Genomic DNA, 16,504 nt, shown 5'->3' with positions numbered 1-16,504 from the left:
TTGATAAAGTTATCAGCCGCCATTGCCCGGGTAATTTGCTACCTTCGCAGCATGAGCGCAATGATCCAGGTGCGAGTCGACGCCGACCTCTTCGAGGCCGCGAAATCAGCGGGCGCTGATGCCGACCGCAGCGCGGCAGCGCAGATCCGTCACTGGGCCAGGATCGGGCGCGAGTTCGAGAACGCGGAAGACGCTCAGGACTTTGCAAATCCCGATCACCGCGGCGAAGACACATCTCAGCAAACTGGTCGACGCTGTGACCCTCAAGTATGAGCGGGCAACGATCACCAGGCACGGCGAGCCGGTGGCTGTGCTGATTAGTGAGGCCGAGTGGCTCAACTCGGCTATCTCCGCATCTTGCGACGATGCACAGCTCCGCTTAGGGTTCCGACCATGAAGGCACTACGCATGCCCATATCAATCGCCGCCCGTAAGGGACTCTCAGCGGTCGTTGCTGAGGCCGCCGAGCAGCGCATCGTCCTGACCAGGGCGGGTCACGCCGTGGCTGTGGTCGACTCCGCTGAGGGCTTGGACGAGACGGCGCGCGTGGTCCGATCCGCTGCGCGCGAAGTGTTGGACTCCTACGCGAATCTGGCCGTGACCGAGTGCGGCGCCGTCTCGTTGGCTAATCTGTGCGCTCGACTGGGCCTCGACGAGGCTGTCATCCGCGACCGTGCGGTGCAGCTACGAGCTCGAGCCCGCAGTTGAGTTACCAGGTGACCGTACGCCGCGACGGCGAGTGGTGGTTCTTCGAGATTCCAGCGATCAACCTGAGCGGTCAGGCGAGCAGGCTCAGTGAGGTCGAGTCTGAGGCTCGTGACATCATCGCGACCTGGTTGCAGGTCGACCCCACAACGATTACGGTCACGCTCGATGTGGTAGTTCCCGATGCCATGGACCAACCGAAGCTGCCCGAGCAAACGGAGTTACCACGGGACATTGCTGGGTACCAGGCGGTGAAATCGGCTGACGACGGTGGACGCGTCAGTGAACTCGAAACTCTCGAAAACGCGGGGGACGCCCAAGAAGCAGCCGAGATCCTCGCCCGGATCGAGTCCGGCCAGGAGCGCACGTACACGACGGCGGGGGTCACCGCGGAGCTGGGCGTTACGTTGGCCCGAGCGTCGATCGTCGCACGCCTGCAAGAGGTTCTGGGGCGCGATGTGGTGGCAATCATCAACGGTAAGACTCCTCGGCAGGTGTCTCGGTGGTTCACAGGCGAGGCCACACCTCCTGTACATGTGCAGCGAATATTGTGTGACACCTTTCGGGTCGTCAAGCTCCTGGCGGAGGTTGACCCGGATGAGGTCGTGCGTGCATGGTTCATTGGGATGAACACGCAGTTGAACGATGCAGCGCCGGCAGAGGTGATCGCCGAGGGTCGAGTACGTGATGTGATGGCGGCCGCGCGCTCGTACGTGAACGCGAGCTGACCACTGCGAGGGCCTGCCTGAGGAAGTCGGCCGCGCTGCACAGGCATTGATCGACGATGCGTTCACCGGCTGAGGCTGAGCAACGCGACAAAATTCGCCAACGCGTCGTTGGCGAATTGCTTCTCGGCAGGAGAGGCTGACAGACATGCTCACAAACGACCAAAAGCGTGAACTGACAATCGACACGATGGCGAGCTGGGCGCTGGACGGCATGGAACCTGACCGCGAGACCGTCGAGGACATCAACTCATACCTCGACGGGCGCATGACGCTCGAAGAATTCATCGAGAAGTCGAAGGCTCATTGATGTCGGCCGACAGCGTCGGGAAAACAAGAAGCCCCCCTCAATAGCGAGGGGCATCTGAGGTAGTCACGCCGGTCCATGCCCGACGCTCGTACTTTCTTCGTTATAGTCAACCGCAATAGAGGCGTTGCTTGGGCGCGCACGGCGTCACATATATAGGGTTAAAACAGATTAATAGAGATTGATAGAAATAGTCCTGAACCAGGGAGCGAAGATGGTCACCATCACAGCGAGCGACAGGCACGGTCTTCCTCATCAGCTCGATCGTGGATCTCGGCGACTCGCTCGGCCATTCCAGGCTGCGCCAAGAGGGCGTCGAGACGGTCGTTCCCGTCTATGAATGACTTGGCCATGTTCATTCCTCCCTGTCGCTGCACAGAAAATAGGACTTCAGTATCCTACGAAGCAACAGCGCGAAGGAGTATCGAATGCCCGACGCAACGACCCACACCGAAGTCCACCAGAGCATCCAGCACCTGATCGAGACCGTCGAGGCCCAGGGCCAAGGCGACGAGCTCGTCGTCATCCTTCTTCGAGGAGTGGCCGAGATGCTCACGAAGCGCCAGCCCCGTGGCGGCGCGCTCTCCGACGAGCAGGTCGCGTTCCTGATCGAGTCGGACGCGTTCACCGAGCAGGAGTTCGCAGACACCGAGGCCCGCCTCGCACGCGGCGACCTGGCTGAGCTCGAGCGCAAGACGCGCCTGGGCGCCATCACTGATTCGCTCAGTGTGGCCGAGGTTGCCCAGGTGTTGAGTATCGATGCCGCACGCGTGCGACGGCGCCACGCAAAGGGCGACCTCTACGCTTTCGTGGCCGGCGGTCGGCGCCGGTACCCGCTCTGGCAGTTCACCGGCGATCCAGCGCAGCCGGTCCTCCCTGGCCTCCCTGCGCTGGTGCAGGGTCTCCCGGCAGACATGCACCCTGCCAGCGTTCAGGGGTTCATGACGACGCCACAAGAGGATCTGCGGGTCGACGGCATAGGGATGAAACCGGTGGACTGGTTACTGCGCGACGGCGACCCACAGGCGCTCGTGGAGATCCTGGGGAGCTTCCTCCAGTCGTGAGACACCGCTCCGCGTTCGTGTAGTCCAGGCGCCGGCTATCGGCTTCCGGACACGTGATTTGCTGACCCGGCCATTCGGCTGACCAGCGCAAGGTGCTAATCGGCAGTCCAGCAAATCAGTTGAGTCGCGGTCCTCTGACCTTTTCAGCCAGCACGTGCGACTATCAGCATCGTCCCGGCTCGCTTGCGAACGAGTTCGGCGCGCCGCACCAGACCACCTCCTCGAAGCGAGTGACTGCGCTGAAAGGGGTCGGAAAGCGTCAAACGTTTGGACCGGCTCAAAAACGCGGATGCAGCTCCTGACTGCGCCGGCGCTGGCAGCCTTGCCCGTAGGCTGACCGAGTGACCGACCATCAGCCAACTGAGAGGCGCATAGCCCAATGGCTGCTCTTGTTCGGTAAGCGTGTCGATCGACGGTCTGGTTGGCTTATACCGGCGCTTACCGTTGCGGCCGGGTTCATGCTCGCCCTTGTGGGCACCGCGGCATGGTGGCTCATCCCTGGGGGTCTGGCCTCACTCGCTGTGGTGTTCCTGGAGATCGTTCGATCCTGGTGGCGACGATCGTTTGACAGGGACAATGAAGAGGCAGCGGCCCAACGATTGGCCGAGGCCGAAGCGGCGGCGAATCAGCGCGTCGTCGATCTCGCGCTCCGCCACAGCGTTTTGGCCGACACATTTGCTGAGATCACCGCGGTAGCTGCCGATATGGCAGACATGGGTAAGGCCGACCGTAGAGCATTCTTTGGTGATCTGGCCAAGCAGGCCGTCAACGCGATCGTCTGGGTCGTCCACGCCGACGTCCCTGGGCTGCGAGCGGTGGTCTACGAGGTGAATGACAATGAGGACGGCCTCAAAGTAGTCCGTTGGAACTCAAATCGACACCGATCACGGCCCCAGCCGTTCGTGCCGGGGACAGAACGGGCAATCAAAGCTCTGGAGTTGCTCAAGCGCGGCGAGACTGTATTCGTCGACGACATTGCCAACGCCTCAGCCGACGAGTGGGCTGGCTCCGGCGTCGGATACAACACCTTCATCACCAGCGTGATCGCCTCACCGACAGGCTCGTACGGTCTCCTGACGGTCGACGCTCCCGAAAAGGACGATCTCACCGAAGATGATGAAAACGACCTTCGTCTCATCGCGGGAATCCTTGCGATGATCTTCGCTGAATATCGGCGCCGTTGAGTACCGGTGGTGCGGTGCCGGACAGAGCGACGCAGATCTATCAAACTGTCAGTCCAAGGACGTAGAGTAACGCTATGACCATTTCAACGCCTGGGAAGATCGAGCGCTCACCGCAGCTCTCCTCTCGTCTGCGCGACTTGAGCAGCAAGGTCGTTCGTGACCAGATCGTCTCAGAAGCACGCAAGGACGCGCACTCGACGCTACTTCGCAACAGTCGCGTCGCTACTCGCACGCGCCAAGCCAGCTAGGTCTGGCGCGGCGGGCAACACGGCTGCCCCGAAGTCGATGACCGCAAACTAGCGGCTCAGTCCGTCATGGCGTTCTCTTCGTGCTCTTCGAGCGCCTCGTCCAGCTCGCGCAGCTTGGCGAAGGCCTCCAGCCGGGCAGCGCGGCGAACCTCTGCGAGCTTGGCGACGTCCGCGTGCTTGAAACGGTGATGCGCGCCCACCTTGTGCGAGGGAAGCAGGCCGTCATTGACCAACTTCATGAGCGTCGGGCGGGAAACTCCGAGCACGCTGGTGGCGATGGTTGACGTCATCTCGGCAGGGGCTGAGGGAGCCGCGGCGGCGTTCTCTTCGGTCATGATGTCCTTCCGGTTCGCTTCGGGTGGGAGGGTGTTGTCGTGCACGTGCTGCTCGGCGTGCCGGCGCGCCCAGAGCGCGGAGCTGCCTGGTCAGGACGTGGTCGCCTCAGACTCGCTGCGGCGCAAACCATACTGCGCGACGTTGGATCTGTTCTCCAGTCACGCACCCGTGCGTAGAGCGGCTCAGGCGCGTCCATCATCGACCCGGGGCGCGAGCGGGTGTAGAGCCCCACTCGCCCGAGGCAGTCGCGACAACCTTGATCCGCCGGATGAAGGCTTTTTTCAAGAAAGGCACGTCCGGCGGGAACGCCTCCGTCATCCATCCGGCGTAGAGCACGTACGGGAAATCGACCGGGAGGAAATCCCAGCGGAACGCGTCAGCGAAGGCTTGCCAGAACGCGAGGATCTGACCGTCGGCGTAGGCGTTGGCCAGCCAGACTGCGATGGCAGCGGCGGCTTGCTTGCGTCTTGCTGCTGCGGGGCCGAGGCGGAGAATGATCGGAGCGCCGCAGCGATCCGCTCTCTCACGATCGCAGGCTCTGACCGCTCGATCGCTCAGAATCGCGCCTGGGCGCATCGAACGTAGGTCGGTTCGGGCCGCTCGCAGCGCTAATGTAAAGCCATGAGTGGGCTCAAGATTGTTCCAACCAGTGATCTATACGCGGCAGTGACGGGCGACGCGCCCAGTCCTGCAGTTTTCGACGCGACAGAACTTCAGCGGCTCTTTGACCTAAGCAACAGGGCGGGCTTGCTGGTTGGCGCGATTGACGACCCTGACGCCGCTGAAGCTATTCGGCTGCTCTCGTACGCCGTCAATTCGGCGGCAATGCTCCTCACGACCATTGCCTCCGCTATACACAACGGCGGCATCGGGCTGATCAACTATCCGGAAGCCATCGCGCCATTGGCGGGGGTCGTCTGGCGAGTGGAGTCGCAGCAAGGAAAGGAACATTTGCTCGAGAAGGCTCAGCTGCACCCGGCAGGGCCCTCGAGCACATCAGCAATTTGACCCGCCCTCCTCCATTGGCGGAATGGCCAGCTCCGAACATTCCAAGACGGTCACTCCACTGGAGAGAAATCTGCCCCTCCCCAAAAACGTGTGGGATCGGCCCGTCTTCGACGAATGAAACGTCGTTCAGAACTCCGGCGCTGCGTTCAGCCATCCCCGTTTCAGTAATGCTTGAGGATGTACCGCCAGGCGGACTCCATCGGCTCGCCCGTGCGCGGAAGTGAGTACCGCTTAAACAAGGCGTTGAGCTCACGCTTCACGGCCTTCATCGACGACGCCTTTGACGTCCACTTCTCGTGCACCGCATGACGCACGAGGGTGTCGATCTCGGAGACGATCTGGCCGACCATGACCGTCATGCCCTCTGGCGTGTTCTCCTCGAAGATCCGGGTAAGCATGCCGATGTTCGGGTCCGGCAGATCGGCGAGAACTCCGTCCCCCTCGGTTTCCTCGGCGGTCTTCAGGTCGGTGGCGACTTCGAACAGCCTCGTCAGCCACACGACCGAGTCGTCCGCGGTTGCGATGACCCGCTGGCGCAGTTGGTCGAGACGCTCCGCTATCGACGCGTAGACGACTGCGTTGTGACCACCACCATCCAGCTTCCTGCGGATGCGGGCAGTGAGGCTGTCGACGATCTCTTGCGCCGACTTTCCCACGTACTCCTTCGGGACCGGTGGCAGCTGCCCGGCCTCCGTCATCTTTCGGATGGTCTCTGCGTCTGCGATTACCACGGCGATGTTCCGGTCATCCACGCGCACGTTCCGCATGTGTTGGTGGACCAACTCACGGGTCTTCGGGCCCAGCCGCTCCCACAGAATGTCGTCCTCGTCCCCCTCTGTGGGGATCGCCGCGTATACCTGCGCGTACCAGCGGTAGTCGTCCTCCCAGTCGGAAAGGCGTTCATCGGGCGCTATCGTCTCCCACAGGCCCTGCGCATACAGGAACTCGGCCCGATACTCGGCACGGTCCTCGCTGTTCGCCGGCAGCCGTTCAAGAGCAGCCTGCAGTGAACCCATCGTGCCGTCCCGGGTGATGCCAACAAATCGGCGCCGCATCTCTCTCAGCGCCGCGTCCAAGCCGGCTAGTAGTCCGTCCGTGTCGATCTGCCGTTGCGCGTGTTCCGGGTCGCTGGGGGCAATTGCTCGGGCGAAGGCTCCGCCGAGACCGACGTAGTCGACGATAGTGCCGTAGCGCTTCGTGAAGCCGGTCTGCGGGTTCCGCCAGGGGCGGTTCGTGCGGGTGATCGTCTGGAAGAGGGTGTGAAGCTTCATCGGCTTATCGAGGTAGAGCACCCCCTCGATTGGGGCGTTAAACCCGGTGCCGAGCTTCGCGGTGACAATGAGGAACTTCAGCGGGTCGGTCGCGTCACGGAACCGGTCCAGCAGTACCTCCTCCTCGCCCTCGCTCATCTTGAACGCATCGAACTCCGCCTTACCGGTCGCGGAGATCACCACCGCCGATTGATCGTCTCGTCCCGCTGCGGTCAGCGCGCCCCGCAGGGCCTCGTCGTACAGGACGCAGAGTTCCTGATCGGCAACAACCACTTGGGCCTTCATGCCGTGCGGATCGATCGCCTTATAGAAGTGGTCAATGATGTCGGAGGCGACGGCGCGGATTCGCTCAGGGTTGTGGAAAATCGCGCGTGCGTTTGCAACGCGGCGTGAGAAGGACTCTTTTTGTGCGTCGGTGAGTTCCTCCTCCTCGGCGAGGATGTCGAACGCGACGTCCAACTCGGCCTTGGCGACGTCGAACCGCACCGGCCGCGGAATCACCCGCATGGGAACGGTGGTGCCGTCGGCGATAGACCTGTCCGAGTCGTACGTGTCCAGCGCCCAACCGGGATCCCGTTCGTCACCGAACAATTGGTATGTATTCCGGTCGAGGTCCGCGACAGGTGTGCCGGTGAACCCGTACCGGTGAGCGTTCGGGAGTGCCGCGCGCATGTCGGTGCCGAGCGCGCCTTCCTGAGTGCGATGGGCCTCATCAACGAGCAGGACGATGTTCTCCTGCTCCGACAGGAGGCCTGCACCCTTGAACTTGTGCACGGTGGTGGCAATGATGCCCCGCTCATCGCCACGCAGTGCGGACTGCAGCGCCGCAGTGCTCGCCGCTTTCACCGGGGCAGGAACGCCTGCGGATGCGAATTGGGAGAACGTCTGCGTGACAAGCTGGGTGCGGTCAGCGACCGCCACAATCGTCGGATTGTGCATGCGCGGGTCGAAGTACAGGCGCGTCGCTACCCACGACATCGTGAGCGTCTTCCCGGACCCCTGCGTATGGTAGATCAGCCCACGGCTTCGCGGCTCACTGGTCGCGCGGGCGACGATCTTCTCCACCGACTCGTACTGGAAATAACGCGGCAGCAGCTTGATTGTTCGAACGGCGCCGTCGTCAGACTGCCGGTCGTACATCGCGTAGTGCTCGATCAGGTTCAGCACGACCGCCGGCGACAGAAGTCCGGTGACCGACATCTTCACCCGTTCCCAGCCCTCTATGGTTGCTGGCACGGCACGTGTTCCCCAACGCTGCCAGTGGTCCAAAGGCGTGCGAACACCGGCGTACCGGAAGTCCTTGCCCTCGGTGGCGAACGACAGCAGGTTCGATGTGAAGAACGCGGGCTGGTGCTCCTCGTACGCCGTATAGATGTCCTTCGCACCGTCCTTCCACGACTTCGCGACAGACACGGGCGTCTTCGTCTCGCCCACCACGACAGGCATGCCATTGATCCAGAGGACGACGTCGAACCGGCCGCCCTGGTACGACACTTCGTCAGAAACGAGAAGGGTGTTCTGCTCGGGATGCTCGAAGTCGAGCAGACGGAACGGCTCGTCGTGGTTGGTGTCCGGCATGAGGACCGTCCCCCCACCGCGCAGCAGCTTCGTGAACTCCTCGTTGGCTACCATGAGCCCCTCGGATGCCCCCGACAGTGCAACCTGACGCACCTTTGAGAGCACTGCGTCAGTACGTCCAACTAAGGCCGGATTCAGCCGTTCGATCGCATCCCTCAGGTCCGCTTCGATGAAAACCTGCTTTGTTGATCGCGGCAGGTCCTTCCCTGCTACGTATGTCCAGCCGCCCTCGACAAGTAGCTGCACAAGCGCGGCCTGCACTGTGCCCTTCTCTGTGTACCCGCTCATGCTGTCTCCAAGAATTCGTCATACGATGCCGGGATCTCATGTTCCCCCGAAAGCAGTGCCGACAGCAGGTTCGAACGCAGGGAGCCAAGGGCGTCGGCCGTAGTGCGGGCCGAGACCCGCGCCTGATCCATCGAATCGAGGACACTGGCGATCCGCGTCTGGTCTTCGACTCGGACTGCGGGCACCTGGATTGACATCAACTCTGTCTTGTTGATTTTGGGCATTTTCGTTCTCCCCGACCGTGCGACTGCCTCCCTGGTAAATGGTCGCGATACCAGCAAATGGCGCAGGAAACTCACGTCGCCTTCGGATTTCGGAAGGACGGGATATGCGTCCGCGCTGCAAAGCCCCCTCCAGGAGGGGATCGTCACCTTCCTTAGATTTGGCCGGATCTTCGAGTACACAATAGTCCCAGCTTCATGCAGAAACTTACCGCTCGTGACCCCGTCTTCTGCAGCACTGACCACCCCCAGAAGGTCCCCTGTGCATGACTCGATCCGCTCCGTACCGATATGCGGGAGACAACTGTGAGAGGCCGAGGAGGGGTCAACCAGATGTCCGGCAATGGTCGCAACCTCGCCGAGGTGGATCCTGTCGGCAGTGCCGTGCCAGATGAAGAGGTCTCGAGTCCGCTCAAGCGCTGCAAACGACGCTACTGCTTCCATCTCAGCCGCTTCGATCGCATGGTGCACGGCCGCGATCAGGTCCACGATTCGCTGCTGCTCGTTGAGTGAAGGGAGAACTATGGAGATAGTACTGAAAGCTTTCCACGAAAGGCTTCGCCGACGGTTGATGGAGCCCTGGGAACTGTCCGCGTATGCCGCGAGCATCTCCTTGGAACGCAGAAGGTACTCAAGGTATCGAGGATCATCGCGACGAGATGACCAGCTCATGACCGTGTACATCGGACTCACGACGCCATCGACGCCCGTGTTGTTGCGGGCAATCGAGCCTTCGTCGATGTGGATGGTGGAGTACACCCACGCATCAGCGGAGAGCGTCTTGTAGTTGGCGAGGTTGGCCGACGCTACCCTTTTGCCGAAGAATTCCTCTGCAGGCATCACGCCGTTGTGTTTGGAGATCGAGAACACTGGAGGCTCAGCATCATGCTCGCCGAGGCGGGTCTTGCTTGGTTCGAACAACTCCCCCAGCGTCACCTGTCGCCAGCCGTCACGCATCGAAGCCTGCTGCCTTGAGACGAAGGTCGAGGGCGGCTCGCGCGACGTCCATCGCTTCTTGCGCTTCGCGGAGTGCCGCGAGTGCCGCGTCGACATCAGCCTCGGCCTTCGTCTCGGTCTGGATGTACCGGCCGATGTTGAGGTCGAACCCGTTCTCTTGGATCTCGGCGTGGTCGACGAGGCGGAGGTTGAGTCCTCCCTCACCGTCGATGTCGACGCCGCGCTTGTATGCGGCGTCGATCGCTTTGACGTCCTCGTCGCTGAGAGTGTTCTGATTCTTGCCCGGCATGAACTTGGCGCGGGCGTCGATGAACAGCACCTTGCCGTCCCGCTCTTCAGGCTTGCTGGCCCGGAAGATGAGGAGACAGACGGGAATGCTGGTGGAGTAGAAAAGGTTGTTGGGGAGCCCGATGACGGCTTCGAGCCTATTCTTCTCCACGACCCACTGACGCATCTCGGCTTCGCGGCCGCCGCGGAATAGGACTCCGTGGGGCATGATGACCCCAACGCGTCCCGTGCCGTCCTTCATGACGGAGAGCATGTGCTGAATCCAGGCCCAGTCGCCGTTCTTCGCTGGAGGGACGATACCGCCGAGCGCACGCTTGAAATGGTCCTTCGCCCACTTGTCTGACGGCCAGCTGTCGAGACTGAAGGGCGGGTTGGCGATGACAACGTCAAACTTCCGCAGCTTTCCAGCCGCGTCGAGGAGCTTTGGCTCACGAAAGGTGTCGCCGCGCTTGATCTCGAAGTCTTCCAGCCCATGCAAGTACAGGTTCATGCGTGCGATCCCCGCAGTAGTGAGGTTCTGCTCTTGCCCATACAGGAAAAGGGACCGCGGGTTGCCGCCAGCCTCCTTCACTGCCTCGACGGTTTCAACGAGCATTCCTGCCGACCCACACGCGGGGTCACAGACTGAGTCTCCGGGCTGCGGGTCAAGGATCTTGACCAGCAGGCGAACGACGTGACGGGGTGTGAAGAACTCACCCGCCTTCTTGCCGGACGCCTCAGCGAACTCCCGCAGGAGGTACTCGTAGGCAGACCCGAGCATGTCACCAGAGACGTGGGCGGGGTCGAGGGTGATCTTCGGGTTGTGGAACACCTTCAGTAGGGACCGGAGGGCGTTCTCGGGTATGCGTTCGGTATTCGCCCAGTTCACGTCACCGAAGACCCCTGCCAGTTTGCCGGGGTTGGCCTCCTGGATCGCGACGAGCGCCTTGTTGAGCGCCGCGCCAGTGTTCTTCGTGATCTCGTAGGTGTCATCCCAGTGGGAGTCGGCCGGGATCATGAACGTCTGGTAGTCCTCGTCCTCGAGCTCCTGGGACCAGTCGTCGCCGAGGTCGTCCATGGCCTGCTCGTGGTGGTAGTCGTAGACGTCGCTAATCCACTTGTAGAAAAACACCGGGAACACGTATGCCTTGAAATCACCTGGGTCGACGGGCCCACGCAACGCGTTCGCAGCGGCCCACAGCGCTTGTTCTAGTTCACGCTGGGTGAGGTGGTCAAGGTCGGTAGGCGCTATCGTCATCAGGTCTCCTCATCGCGTGCACGCTGTTGAGCCGTCCATTCAGATGCACTGTCCAACCGTATCGGGCGTCGAATAGTCCTAGACACCGTCCCAACCACGCAAAGAAGGGACAGGGAGGTGCCGATCTCTGCGACGGTTACGGGTGGCCTTAAGGCACCAGACGGAATCGCTCAAACGATGCGACCCGAGGAACTGGTGCAGAATGTCGCTTGGCTACTCGCCGAGCGAGTTCGGACCTAAGTGCACGGTATTCGCCACCCTGTGCTACCAAACCGTGATCTCGTTTTGCAGAGAGGTCCACTTTGTACCCCAGGGCGGGCGGTTGGCTGCGTCGGCAAGCTCGGCGGCCACCTGCTGGCAGACGAACTGCGTCACGCCCGCGACCGTCGGGCGGATCGCCTGATGGTCGGATGCCTGCTGGGAAGCATCAGCGAAGGAGACACTCCCAGTGGAACGGACGTGCGTCAGTGCGTTTCGTCGAGCAACAAAGTCCTCCCTGATCCAGTGGCGCGAAATATCATCGAACCGCCGCTGTGTGAGGTGGGGGCGTGCCTGGCGCACCAACGTGCCGATCGATGTGGCCAGATTGGGTGGCTCGAAAGGTCGTAACGACTCAGCAATGCCCGCGCCGCGCCAATGCGTCGCAGATCCGAGCATCTCCGGCCAAGGGGTCGGCCTCGGTAGCGCCGCGACATGCTCGACGAGGCCAAGGTATGCCTTTGCGATATCTACATCGGTTGGCAATACCGCCGGAACAACTGGAAGCTCGATGTCGTACTCCCCGACGACCTTCCCGAGCGTCCAGGCAACGACGATAACGGCGAACGGCTCAGGAACAACCCCGATCTCCGCACCCTGATCAGCCCCATAACGGGCTCGAATGCGCTCCCGTAACTCACTGCTGAAGTCGCTGCTCGGCTCCTTCAGCATTAGTGCCGCCAGAATCCAACTCGCAAGGTGTGCGTGCTCGGCTGTGATACACGTCATCGGTTCATACTCCGAGACGGATAGCCAATGCCTCCGATACAGAACGGACGCCTCATCAAGCCACTGCAAGTCCAAGCCGCCCCGGACCAAACGGTCCTCTAAGGTGTCAGCCCATGACTTCTTTTCCAGTAGGAAGGCGTAGAGCTCGGCATAGACGAGCGGCGACAGCGAGCAGGTCAAGTCCACAGCACTTGCTCCAGCCGATCCTCCAGCGGTGGTCCAACGGCGTCGAAGGCGTCAACGTCGACCGGGTCGTAGACATGCTCGGTGACGCTCAGCTCACGGACGTCGCCAAGATTGAGCCGCTGCGTGGTGCCCGTCAGACGAAGCGCACGCATTCCTCTGCCCGTCCGGCTGTTCAGGTAGCGAGCAAGACCAGGAGCGATTCCACTATCGAAGAGAGACAAGGCGTAGACACTGGAATCGACAACGAATCCTGACGGCGCGACAACCGCGTGTGCCGAATTCCCGTGGGCGGCCATCACGACGTCCGACTCCTCCGTGAGGAGCGCAGCACGGCTACTCTCGGGCGAACACCAGCGGCGAATCTTGCCACTCCGAAGCCACCCAGCATCTGCGACGGGAAGAAGGCCTGGGCTTGGCTCCGAACTCAAGGCATGAGTCGTGTCAGATCGTCCGCGCCGGTATTGCGCGACTAGGTCGGCGAGGGGGAACCCCTTATCCAGAAGCGCTGGGCGTGAGGTTGCCAAGGCGAAACGCCATTCAGCGTTACGAAGATCGGTAACCCGCCACCACGATGTCGGCGACTCTTCTTCATCGCCGCTGATCTGCGCGATGATGTCGTGGAGCACTTGCATTACTCGCTTCTTCTCTGGCGCGGCCCATGGGATCTGGAGCTCGAGAAGCGACACCCGCCTACCACGGAGCCCGGCCTGCGCGGTGGTTCCCATCGCCCGTAGCCGTTTACCCTCTGGGGAGTTGAGAACACCCCAGACCCAAGCCGTGTCGGCGCCTAACCGTAGCGCGGTGAACGAGCCCGAAACGAGCGAGCCCTGCATTACCTCGGTGACGAAGACGACCGGCTGGGAAGGCGATGGAGGGACAAGCAAGTCCCCGGATCGGAGGCCGTGCTCGGCAAGCCCAACCTGAAAGACATTGCCAAGGTATTTGTCCGTGCGACGCCGCACGCCACCCGTTCGTGGGTCCAACCCTCCGGGAATTATGACGAGCGCACCTTCAGTCGCAGTCGTCTTCGGGTAAATCACCGATGCAACCTCGCCAAGCGCTATCAACGGATAGTCAACCGGCCAGACGAATGCCTTGGCCGTAAGTCGGGAGATTGCCCAGTCGGGCTCCCCTGGAAGATGAACAATTGTCGGGCTAAACACCGTCAGATCCCTGCCGACGGCGCTTCGATGTGCGCGAGGGCTGCTTCCAAGGCGGCGCCGCCAGGAGCGAGCTGGGCTTCCCAGTCTGCTGCCAGTTGGGCGACAAACGTCCCGCCCGCGGGAGCATCGTCGATGACCATGATTACGGTAGAGATGCTTGCGAATGGCAGCAGGGCGCCCTCTAGTCCAATGAGTGCAGCGACCCGATAGTTGTCCGCGAGGAAGCGCCGGTAGGCCTCTCCGCGGGCCCGGAAGGTGAAGCTACTCGGTACCAGCACGACCGCCCGGCCGCCCGGGTTCAGGCTGCGAAGAATGGCGTCGACAATGGCGACGTCGCTATCCCTCGCGCTCTCTCCGTTCAAGAGCTCGGCTGCTCCTTCGGACTGGAGTCGGATCCCCAAGGGCGGCAAGCTCACGATAACGTCCGCCGTCGCGACCGGTCCCAACAGATCTCCGCCCATTTCGAATCTAACGGGCACGGGACTCGAGAGGGCGATAGCCTCGGCCGCGTTGAGCACGCTCGGGACAGACTCTCGGCCGCGAAGCGTGATGTGAGAGCCTTGCTGCACGGCCTCCTCGGCGACCGCCCAGAGAAGCGTGCCGAGGCCGGCAAACGGATCCACGACGGTACCCGCAAGCTTCTGTCGAGCGAAGGCGGCCATTGCACTAACGAGCACAGGGTTAGGTGTGTAGATAGGTTCCCAACGGCTACGTTCAATCGCTGCGGCGACGATGCGGCGCCCAGCGTGGAACATGGCCTGAGGCGCGACTTGGGCGTACTCACCCGGCGCGAGCTCGACACCGTGCCCGGTCGCCGAACGGACTAGGTCGGCCGCCTTATCGAGGATGGAAGCGTCGGTACCCCGGCGAGGGTCCACCCCGTGCCACAGCGCGGACGTGAGTAAGGACGTCACGAGTCCGGCATCCGCCAACAGGCCTGCAACGCCGAAGCGCGGAGATTGTGGCGCATCAGCGCGCACTACTGAACGCAACCCGTCGTCCGCACGGAACCACTCATCGTCGATGACCACGTAGTGATCGACCGTCCCGAGGAGGTCGCGATATCGAGCCAGTTGAGGGAGGGCGAGCTGGGGCGGCTTGTTTGAACCCTGCTTCACCTCGACAATGACCCAAGGGACGAGCTCACCATCCGCGTTCGCAGCCCAGCCCAGAAAGTCGGGGCAGTGGTTGCGCAGCTCAGGGAGCCGCGGCTCCACCTGGACAAACGCGTATCCCGCATCCTCCAGCATTCGCTGTACTTGCATTTCCATCTGACTCACCTCCACGTTTCTGGGCAACTGAGCAACTTATCATGCTTCAGCCACATTGAGCGAACATTGCCACCGAGCACTTCCTGACACCGCCGCTTCGGCATCAGTGTTGCGCCCGACACCCACTAGGCCTCCTGAGGGGAAGTACCCAGCCGGTAGCGGGGAACCCACCTGAACTGGGATGTGTCGGCATCGGAGGGACATGACAGGCTATCAATCGGGCCCCGACCTCATCTCACCTGCACGTGTGCCCTTCTGCAAAGCAGAAAGGGGCGGGTATGGGCACATTGTGGAACGAACCCGTGACGAAAGGACCCAATGGCATATTGGTGGGCGAGCCAGGGCAGGAACTACGAAACGGCAATCGTGCAAGGTACTCTGTGGACCTCGCCGTGGCCTGACGGCACCTTGAGGCAGGATCGCACCCGCATCAAGGCGATCCGTAATGGTGATCTCGTTTTTCATTATGCCCACGGATTTGGCCGCGCTGTCAGTCGTGTCATAGCGGAGTGGGTACCGGCGTCGAGGCCGACGGGGTATCCGAAGCGCACATCACTCGACCTCGACGCCGGGTGGTTGGTGCGAGTCGAACCGATCGCGACAGATCTCGCTCTTGACTGGCACGAGCTACCCGAGCTTCTTGCCGTCGGCGCTCCAGGTCCGATGGACCGGAATGGTGTCCCACAGGAGAAGTATCTCAGCGTCATCACGGGCGAGGAGGGGCAGCGTCTTCTAGAGCGACTCGGAATATCTGTCGAACTCGGCTCGACAAATCCCCGAGCGCCAGCGTCAGTCGATGCGATGTGGGAACGCGGAGAGACGGATGCGACGACCATAGGGCGACGGCGACGTGAGCAAGGTCGGCTCCGGGCGTATCTTCTGGACGGCCGCAATTCGGCGAATTGCGATATCTGCGGTCACCAGCTGCCTGCGTCTCTCCTTGTTGCCGCCCACATCAAGCCCCGCGCAGTGTCAGATGAAGAACACCGCAAAGACTTCGCTTCGATCGCAATGCTCGCGTGCGCGCTCGGCTGTGATGAGCTGTTCGAACTCGGCTACGTCATCGTCGATGAGTATGGAGTCGTGAAGCCTGGCCGCAATGCAGAAACCGATGCCTTACAGTCGGTCGTCGATCGGCTCGTGGGCGGGAAATGCACGGCACATAACTCAAAAACCGCGGACGATTTTGCCGACCGCCTCAAGCTCGTGATGGCGTAGGAGTGACCGAGCTCTCTTGCCGGGCAATGACCGTGGTGACTCAGTAACGAGATCGAGCGATCCCTAGCCGGTGGCAACTCGCGGGCGATCGCGGCCGGCGTCGCAGACCCTGCCAACGAGCCGACACCGAAAGAAGGATTCGTTCCCATGACAGTTGATCGCGGCGGGCACGAACGCCTGGGAGGCGTGTGGCCCCGCCTTGCATGTCGTACACACGCCTGGAGTGACCAGACCTTCAGCATGGGCATGCGGGAACAACGGC

At 61.9% G+C, this 16,504-nt stretch carries 17 protein-coding genes; 9 read left to right on the top strand and 8 right to left on the bottom strand.

All coding sequences use genetic code 11. The features are described 5' to 3' along the window. Positions 1–51 precede the first annotated feature (51 nt). The 7 genes from E3O47_RS07610 (at position 52) to E3O47_RS15945 (ending at position 4,233) form a co-directional block, all read left to right on the top strand. On the top strand, positions 52–273 hold the full coding sequence (locus E3O47_RS07610; protein WP_134404536.1) for a hypothetical protein: 222 nt from the start codon (positions 52–54) through the stop codon (positions 271–273). A gap of 120 nt (positions 274–393) precedes the next feature. Next, positions 394–708: a hypothetical protein gene (locus tag E3O47_RS07600; protein ID WP_134420077.1), complete on the top strand. Its 315-nt coding sequence runs from the start codon at positions 394–396 to the stop codon at positions 706–708. An 8-nt stretch (positions 709–716) separates the two neighbouring features. Beyond that, positions 717–1,433, top strand: coding sequence for a hypothetical protein (locus tag E3O47_RS07595; protein WP_134420075.1), 717 nt, complete (start codon positions 717–719; stop codon positions 1,431–1,433). 145 nt (positions 1,434–1,578) lie between these two features. Further along, on the top strand, positions 1,579–1,740 hold the full coding sequence (locus tag E3O47_RS15950) for an antitoxin VbhA family protein (RefSeq protein WP_166785349.1): 162 nt from the start codon (positions 1,579–1,581) through the stop codon (positions 1,738–1,740). Between the two features lie 425 nt (positions 1,741–2,165). Then, positions 2,166–2,801 (top strand): hypothetical protein, encoded by a 636-nt coding sequence (locus E3O47_RS07590; RefSeq protein ID WP_134420073.1) that lies wholly within the window; start codon positions 2,166–2,168, stop codon positions 2,799–2,801. 341 nt (positions 2,802–3,142) lie between these two features. Next, positions 3,143–3,985 (top strand): hypothetical protein, encoded by an 843-nt coding sequence (locus E3O47_RS07585; protein WP_134420071.1) that lies wholly within the window; start codon positions 3,143–3,145, stop codon positions 3,983–3,985. Between the two features lie 74 nt (positions 3,986–4,059). After that, positions 4,060–4,233, top strand: coding sequence for a hypothetical protein (locus E3O47_RS15945; protein WP_166785348.1), 174 nt, complete (start codon positions 4,060–4,062; stop codon positions 4,231–4,233). A gap of 56 nt (positions 4,234–4,289) precedes the next feature. On the opposite strand, the gene E3O47_RS07580 is transcribed toward E3O47_RS15945, so the two are convergent. Then, entirely contained in the window at positions 4,290–4,568 is a 279-nt protein-coding gene (locus E3O47_RS07580) for a helix-turn-helix domain-containing protein (RefSeq protein ID WP_134420069.1), read from the bottom strand. A 196-nt stretch (positions 4,569–4,764) separates the two neighbouring features. Further along, positions 4,765–5,145 carry a hypothetical protein gene (locus tag E3O47_RS07575; RefSeq protein WP_134420067.1) on the bottom strand — a complete coding sequence of 127 codons (381 nt, stop codon included), beginning with the start codon at positions 5,143–5,145 and terminating at the stop codon, positions 4,765–4,767. Between the two features lie 45 nt (positions 5,146–5,190). Between E3O47_RS07575 and E3O47_RS07570 the strand changes: the two genes are divergently transcribed. Next, positions 5,191–5,577 carry a hypothetical protein gene (locus E3O47_RS07570; protein WP_134420065.1) on the top strand — a complete coding sequence of 129 codons (387 nt, stop codon included), beginning with the start codon at positions 5,191–5,193 and terminating at the stop codon, positions 5,575–5,577. A 161-nt stretch (positions 5,578–5,738) separates the two neighbouring features. Here the strand turns inward: E3O47_RS07570 and E3O47_RS07565 are convergent, their stop codons facing one another. From E3O47_RS07565 to E3O47_RS07540, 6 genes are all read right to left on the bottom strand, one after another. Then, positions 5,739–8,714, bottom strand: coding sequence for an HsdR family type I site-specific deoxyribonuclease (locus E3O47_RS07565; RefSeq protein WP_134420063.1), 2,976 nt, complete (start codon positions 8,712–8,714; stop codon positions 5,739–5,741). Further along, a complete protein-coding gene (locus E3O47_RS07560) occupies positions 8,711–9,892 on the bottom strand; it encodes a restriction endonuclease subunit S (protein WP_134420061.1) in 1,182 nt (393 codons plus the stop codon). Before E3O47_RS07560 ends, E3O47_RS07565 begins: the two co-directional genes overlap by 4 nt. Then, positions 9,885–11,417 carry a class I SAM-dependent DNA methyltransferase gene (locus tag E3O47_RS07555; RefSeq protein WP_134420059.1) on the bottom strand — a complete coding sequence of 511 codons (1,533 nt, stop codon included), beginning with the start codon at positions 11,415–11,417 and terminating at the stop codon, positions 9,885–9,887. The genes E3O47_RS07560 and E3O47_RS07555 overlap by 8 nt, the downstream gene beginning before the upstream one ends. 264 nt (positions 11,418–11,681) lie before the next feature. After that, positions 11,682–12,590, bottom strand: a complete 909-nt coding sequence (locus tag E3O47_RS07550) for a hypothetical protein (RefSeq protein WP_134420057.1) — start codon at positions 12,588–12,590, stop codon at positions 11,682–11,684. Then, positions 12,581–13,222, bottom strand: coding sequence for a hypothetical protein (locus tag E3O47_RS07545; RefSeq protein WP_134420055.1), 642 nt, complete (start codon positions 13,220–13,222; stop codon positions 12,581–12,583). Before E3O47_RS07545 ends, E3O47_RS07550 begins: the two co-directional genes overlap by 10 nt. 533 nt (positions 13,223–13,755) lie before the next feature. Further along, positions 13,756–15,024, bottom strand: coding sequence for an N-6 DNA methylase (locus E3O47_RS07540; protein ID WP_134420053.1), 1,269 nt, complete (start codon positions 15,022–15,024; stop codon positions 13,756–13,758). A gap of 318 nt (positions 15,025–15,342) precedes the next feature. On the opposite strand from E3O47_RS07540, the gene E3O47_RS07535 reads away from it, so the two are divergent. Beyond that, positions 15,343–16,242: a hypothetical protein gene (locus tag E3O47_RS07535; RefSeq protein WP_134420051.1), complete on the top strand. Its 900-nt coding sequence runs from the start codon at positions 15,343–15,345 to the stop codon at positions 16,240–16,242. The last annotated feature ends 262 nt before the right edge of the window (positions 16,243–16,504 follow it).

Source organism: Cryobacterium sp. TMT2-17-1 (assembly GCF_004402765.1).
Taxonomy (GTDB): Bacteria; Actinomycetota; Actinomycetes; order Actinomycetales; family Microbacteriaceae; genus Cryobacterium; species Cryobacterium sandaracinum.
The sequence above is the reverse complement of the archived record's forward strand: the minus strand, read 5'-3'. Positions and strand labels throughout refer to the sequence as shown.

Bases quoted from the DNA above. Each gene is read 5' to 3' on its own strand.
- E3O47_RS07555 (WP_134420059.1), bottom strand. From the start codon at position 11,417: ATGACGATAGCGCCTACCGACCTTGACCACCTCACCCAGCGTGAACTA.
- E3O47_RS07560 (WP_134420061.1), bottom strand. From the start codon at position 9,892: ATGCGTGACGGCTGGCGACAGGTGACGCTGGGGGAGTTGTTCGAACCA.
- E3O47_RS07610 (WP_134404536.1), top strand. From the start codon at position 52: ATGAGCGCAATGATCCAGGTGCGAGTCGACGCCGACCTCTTCGAGGCC.
- E3O47_RS07600 (WP_134420077.1), top strand. From the start codon at position 394: ATGAAGGCACTACGCATGCCCATATCAATCGCCGCCCGTAAGGGACTC.
- E3O47_RS07535 (WP_134420051.1), top strand. From the start codon at position 15,343: ATGGCATATTGGTGGGCGAGCCAGGGCAGGAACTACGAAACGGCAATC.
- E3O47_RS07565 (WP_134420063.1), bottom strand. From the start codon at position 8,714: ATGAGCGGGTACACAGAGAAGGGCACAGTGCAGGCCGCGCTTGTGCAG.
- E3O47_RS15945 (WP_166785348.1), top strand. From the start codon at position 4,060: ATGACCATTTCAACGCCTGGGAAGATCGAGCGCTCACCGCAGCTCTCC.
- E3O47_RS07540 (WP_134420053.1), bottom strand. From the start codon at position 15,024: ATGGAAATGCAAGTACAGCGAATGCTGGAGGATGCGGGATACGCGTTT.
- E3O47_RS07590 (WP_134420073.1), top strand. From the start codon at position 2,166: ATGCCCGACGCAACGACCCACACCGAAGTCCACCAGAGCATCCAGCAC.
- E3O47_RS07570 (WP_134420065.1), top strand. From the start codon at position 5,191: ATGAGTGGGCTCAAGATTGTTCCAACCAGTGATCTATACGCGGCAGTG.
- E3O47_RS07575 (WP_134420067.1), bottom strand. From the start codon at position 5,145: ATGCGCCCAGGCGCGATTCTGAGCGATCGAGCGGTCAGAGCCTGCGAT.
- E3O47_RS07545 (WP_134420055.1), bottom strand. From the start codon at position 13,222: ATGCAAGTGCTCCACGACATCATCGCGCAGATCAGCGGCGATGAAGAA.
- E3O47_RS15950 (WP_166785349.1), top strand. From the start codon at position 1,579: ATGCTCACAAACGACCAAAAGCGTGAACTGACAATCGACACGATGGCG.
- E3O47_RS07580 (WP_134420069.1), bottom strand. From the start codon at position 4,568: ATGACCGAAGAGAACGCCGCCGCGGCTCCCTCAGCCCCTGCCGAGATG.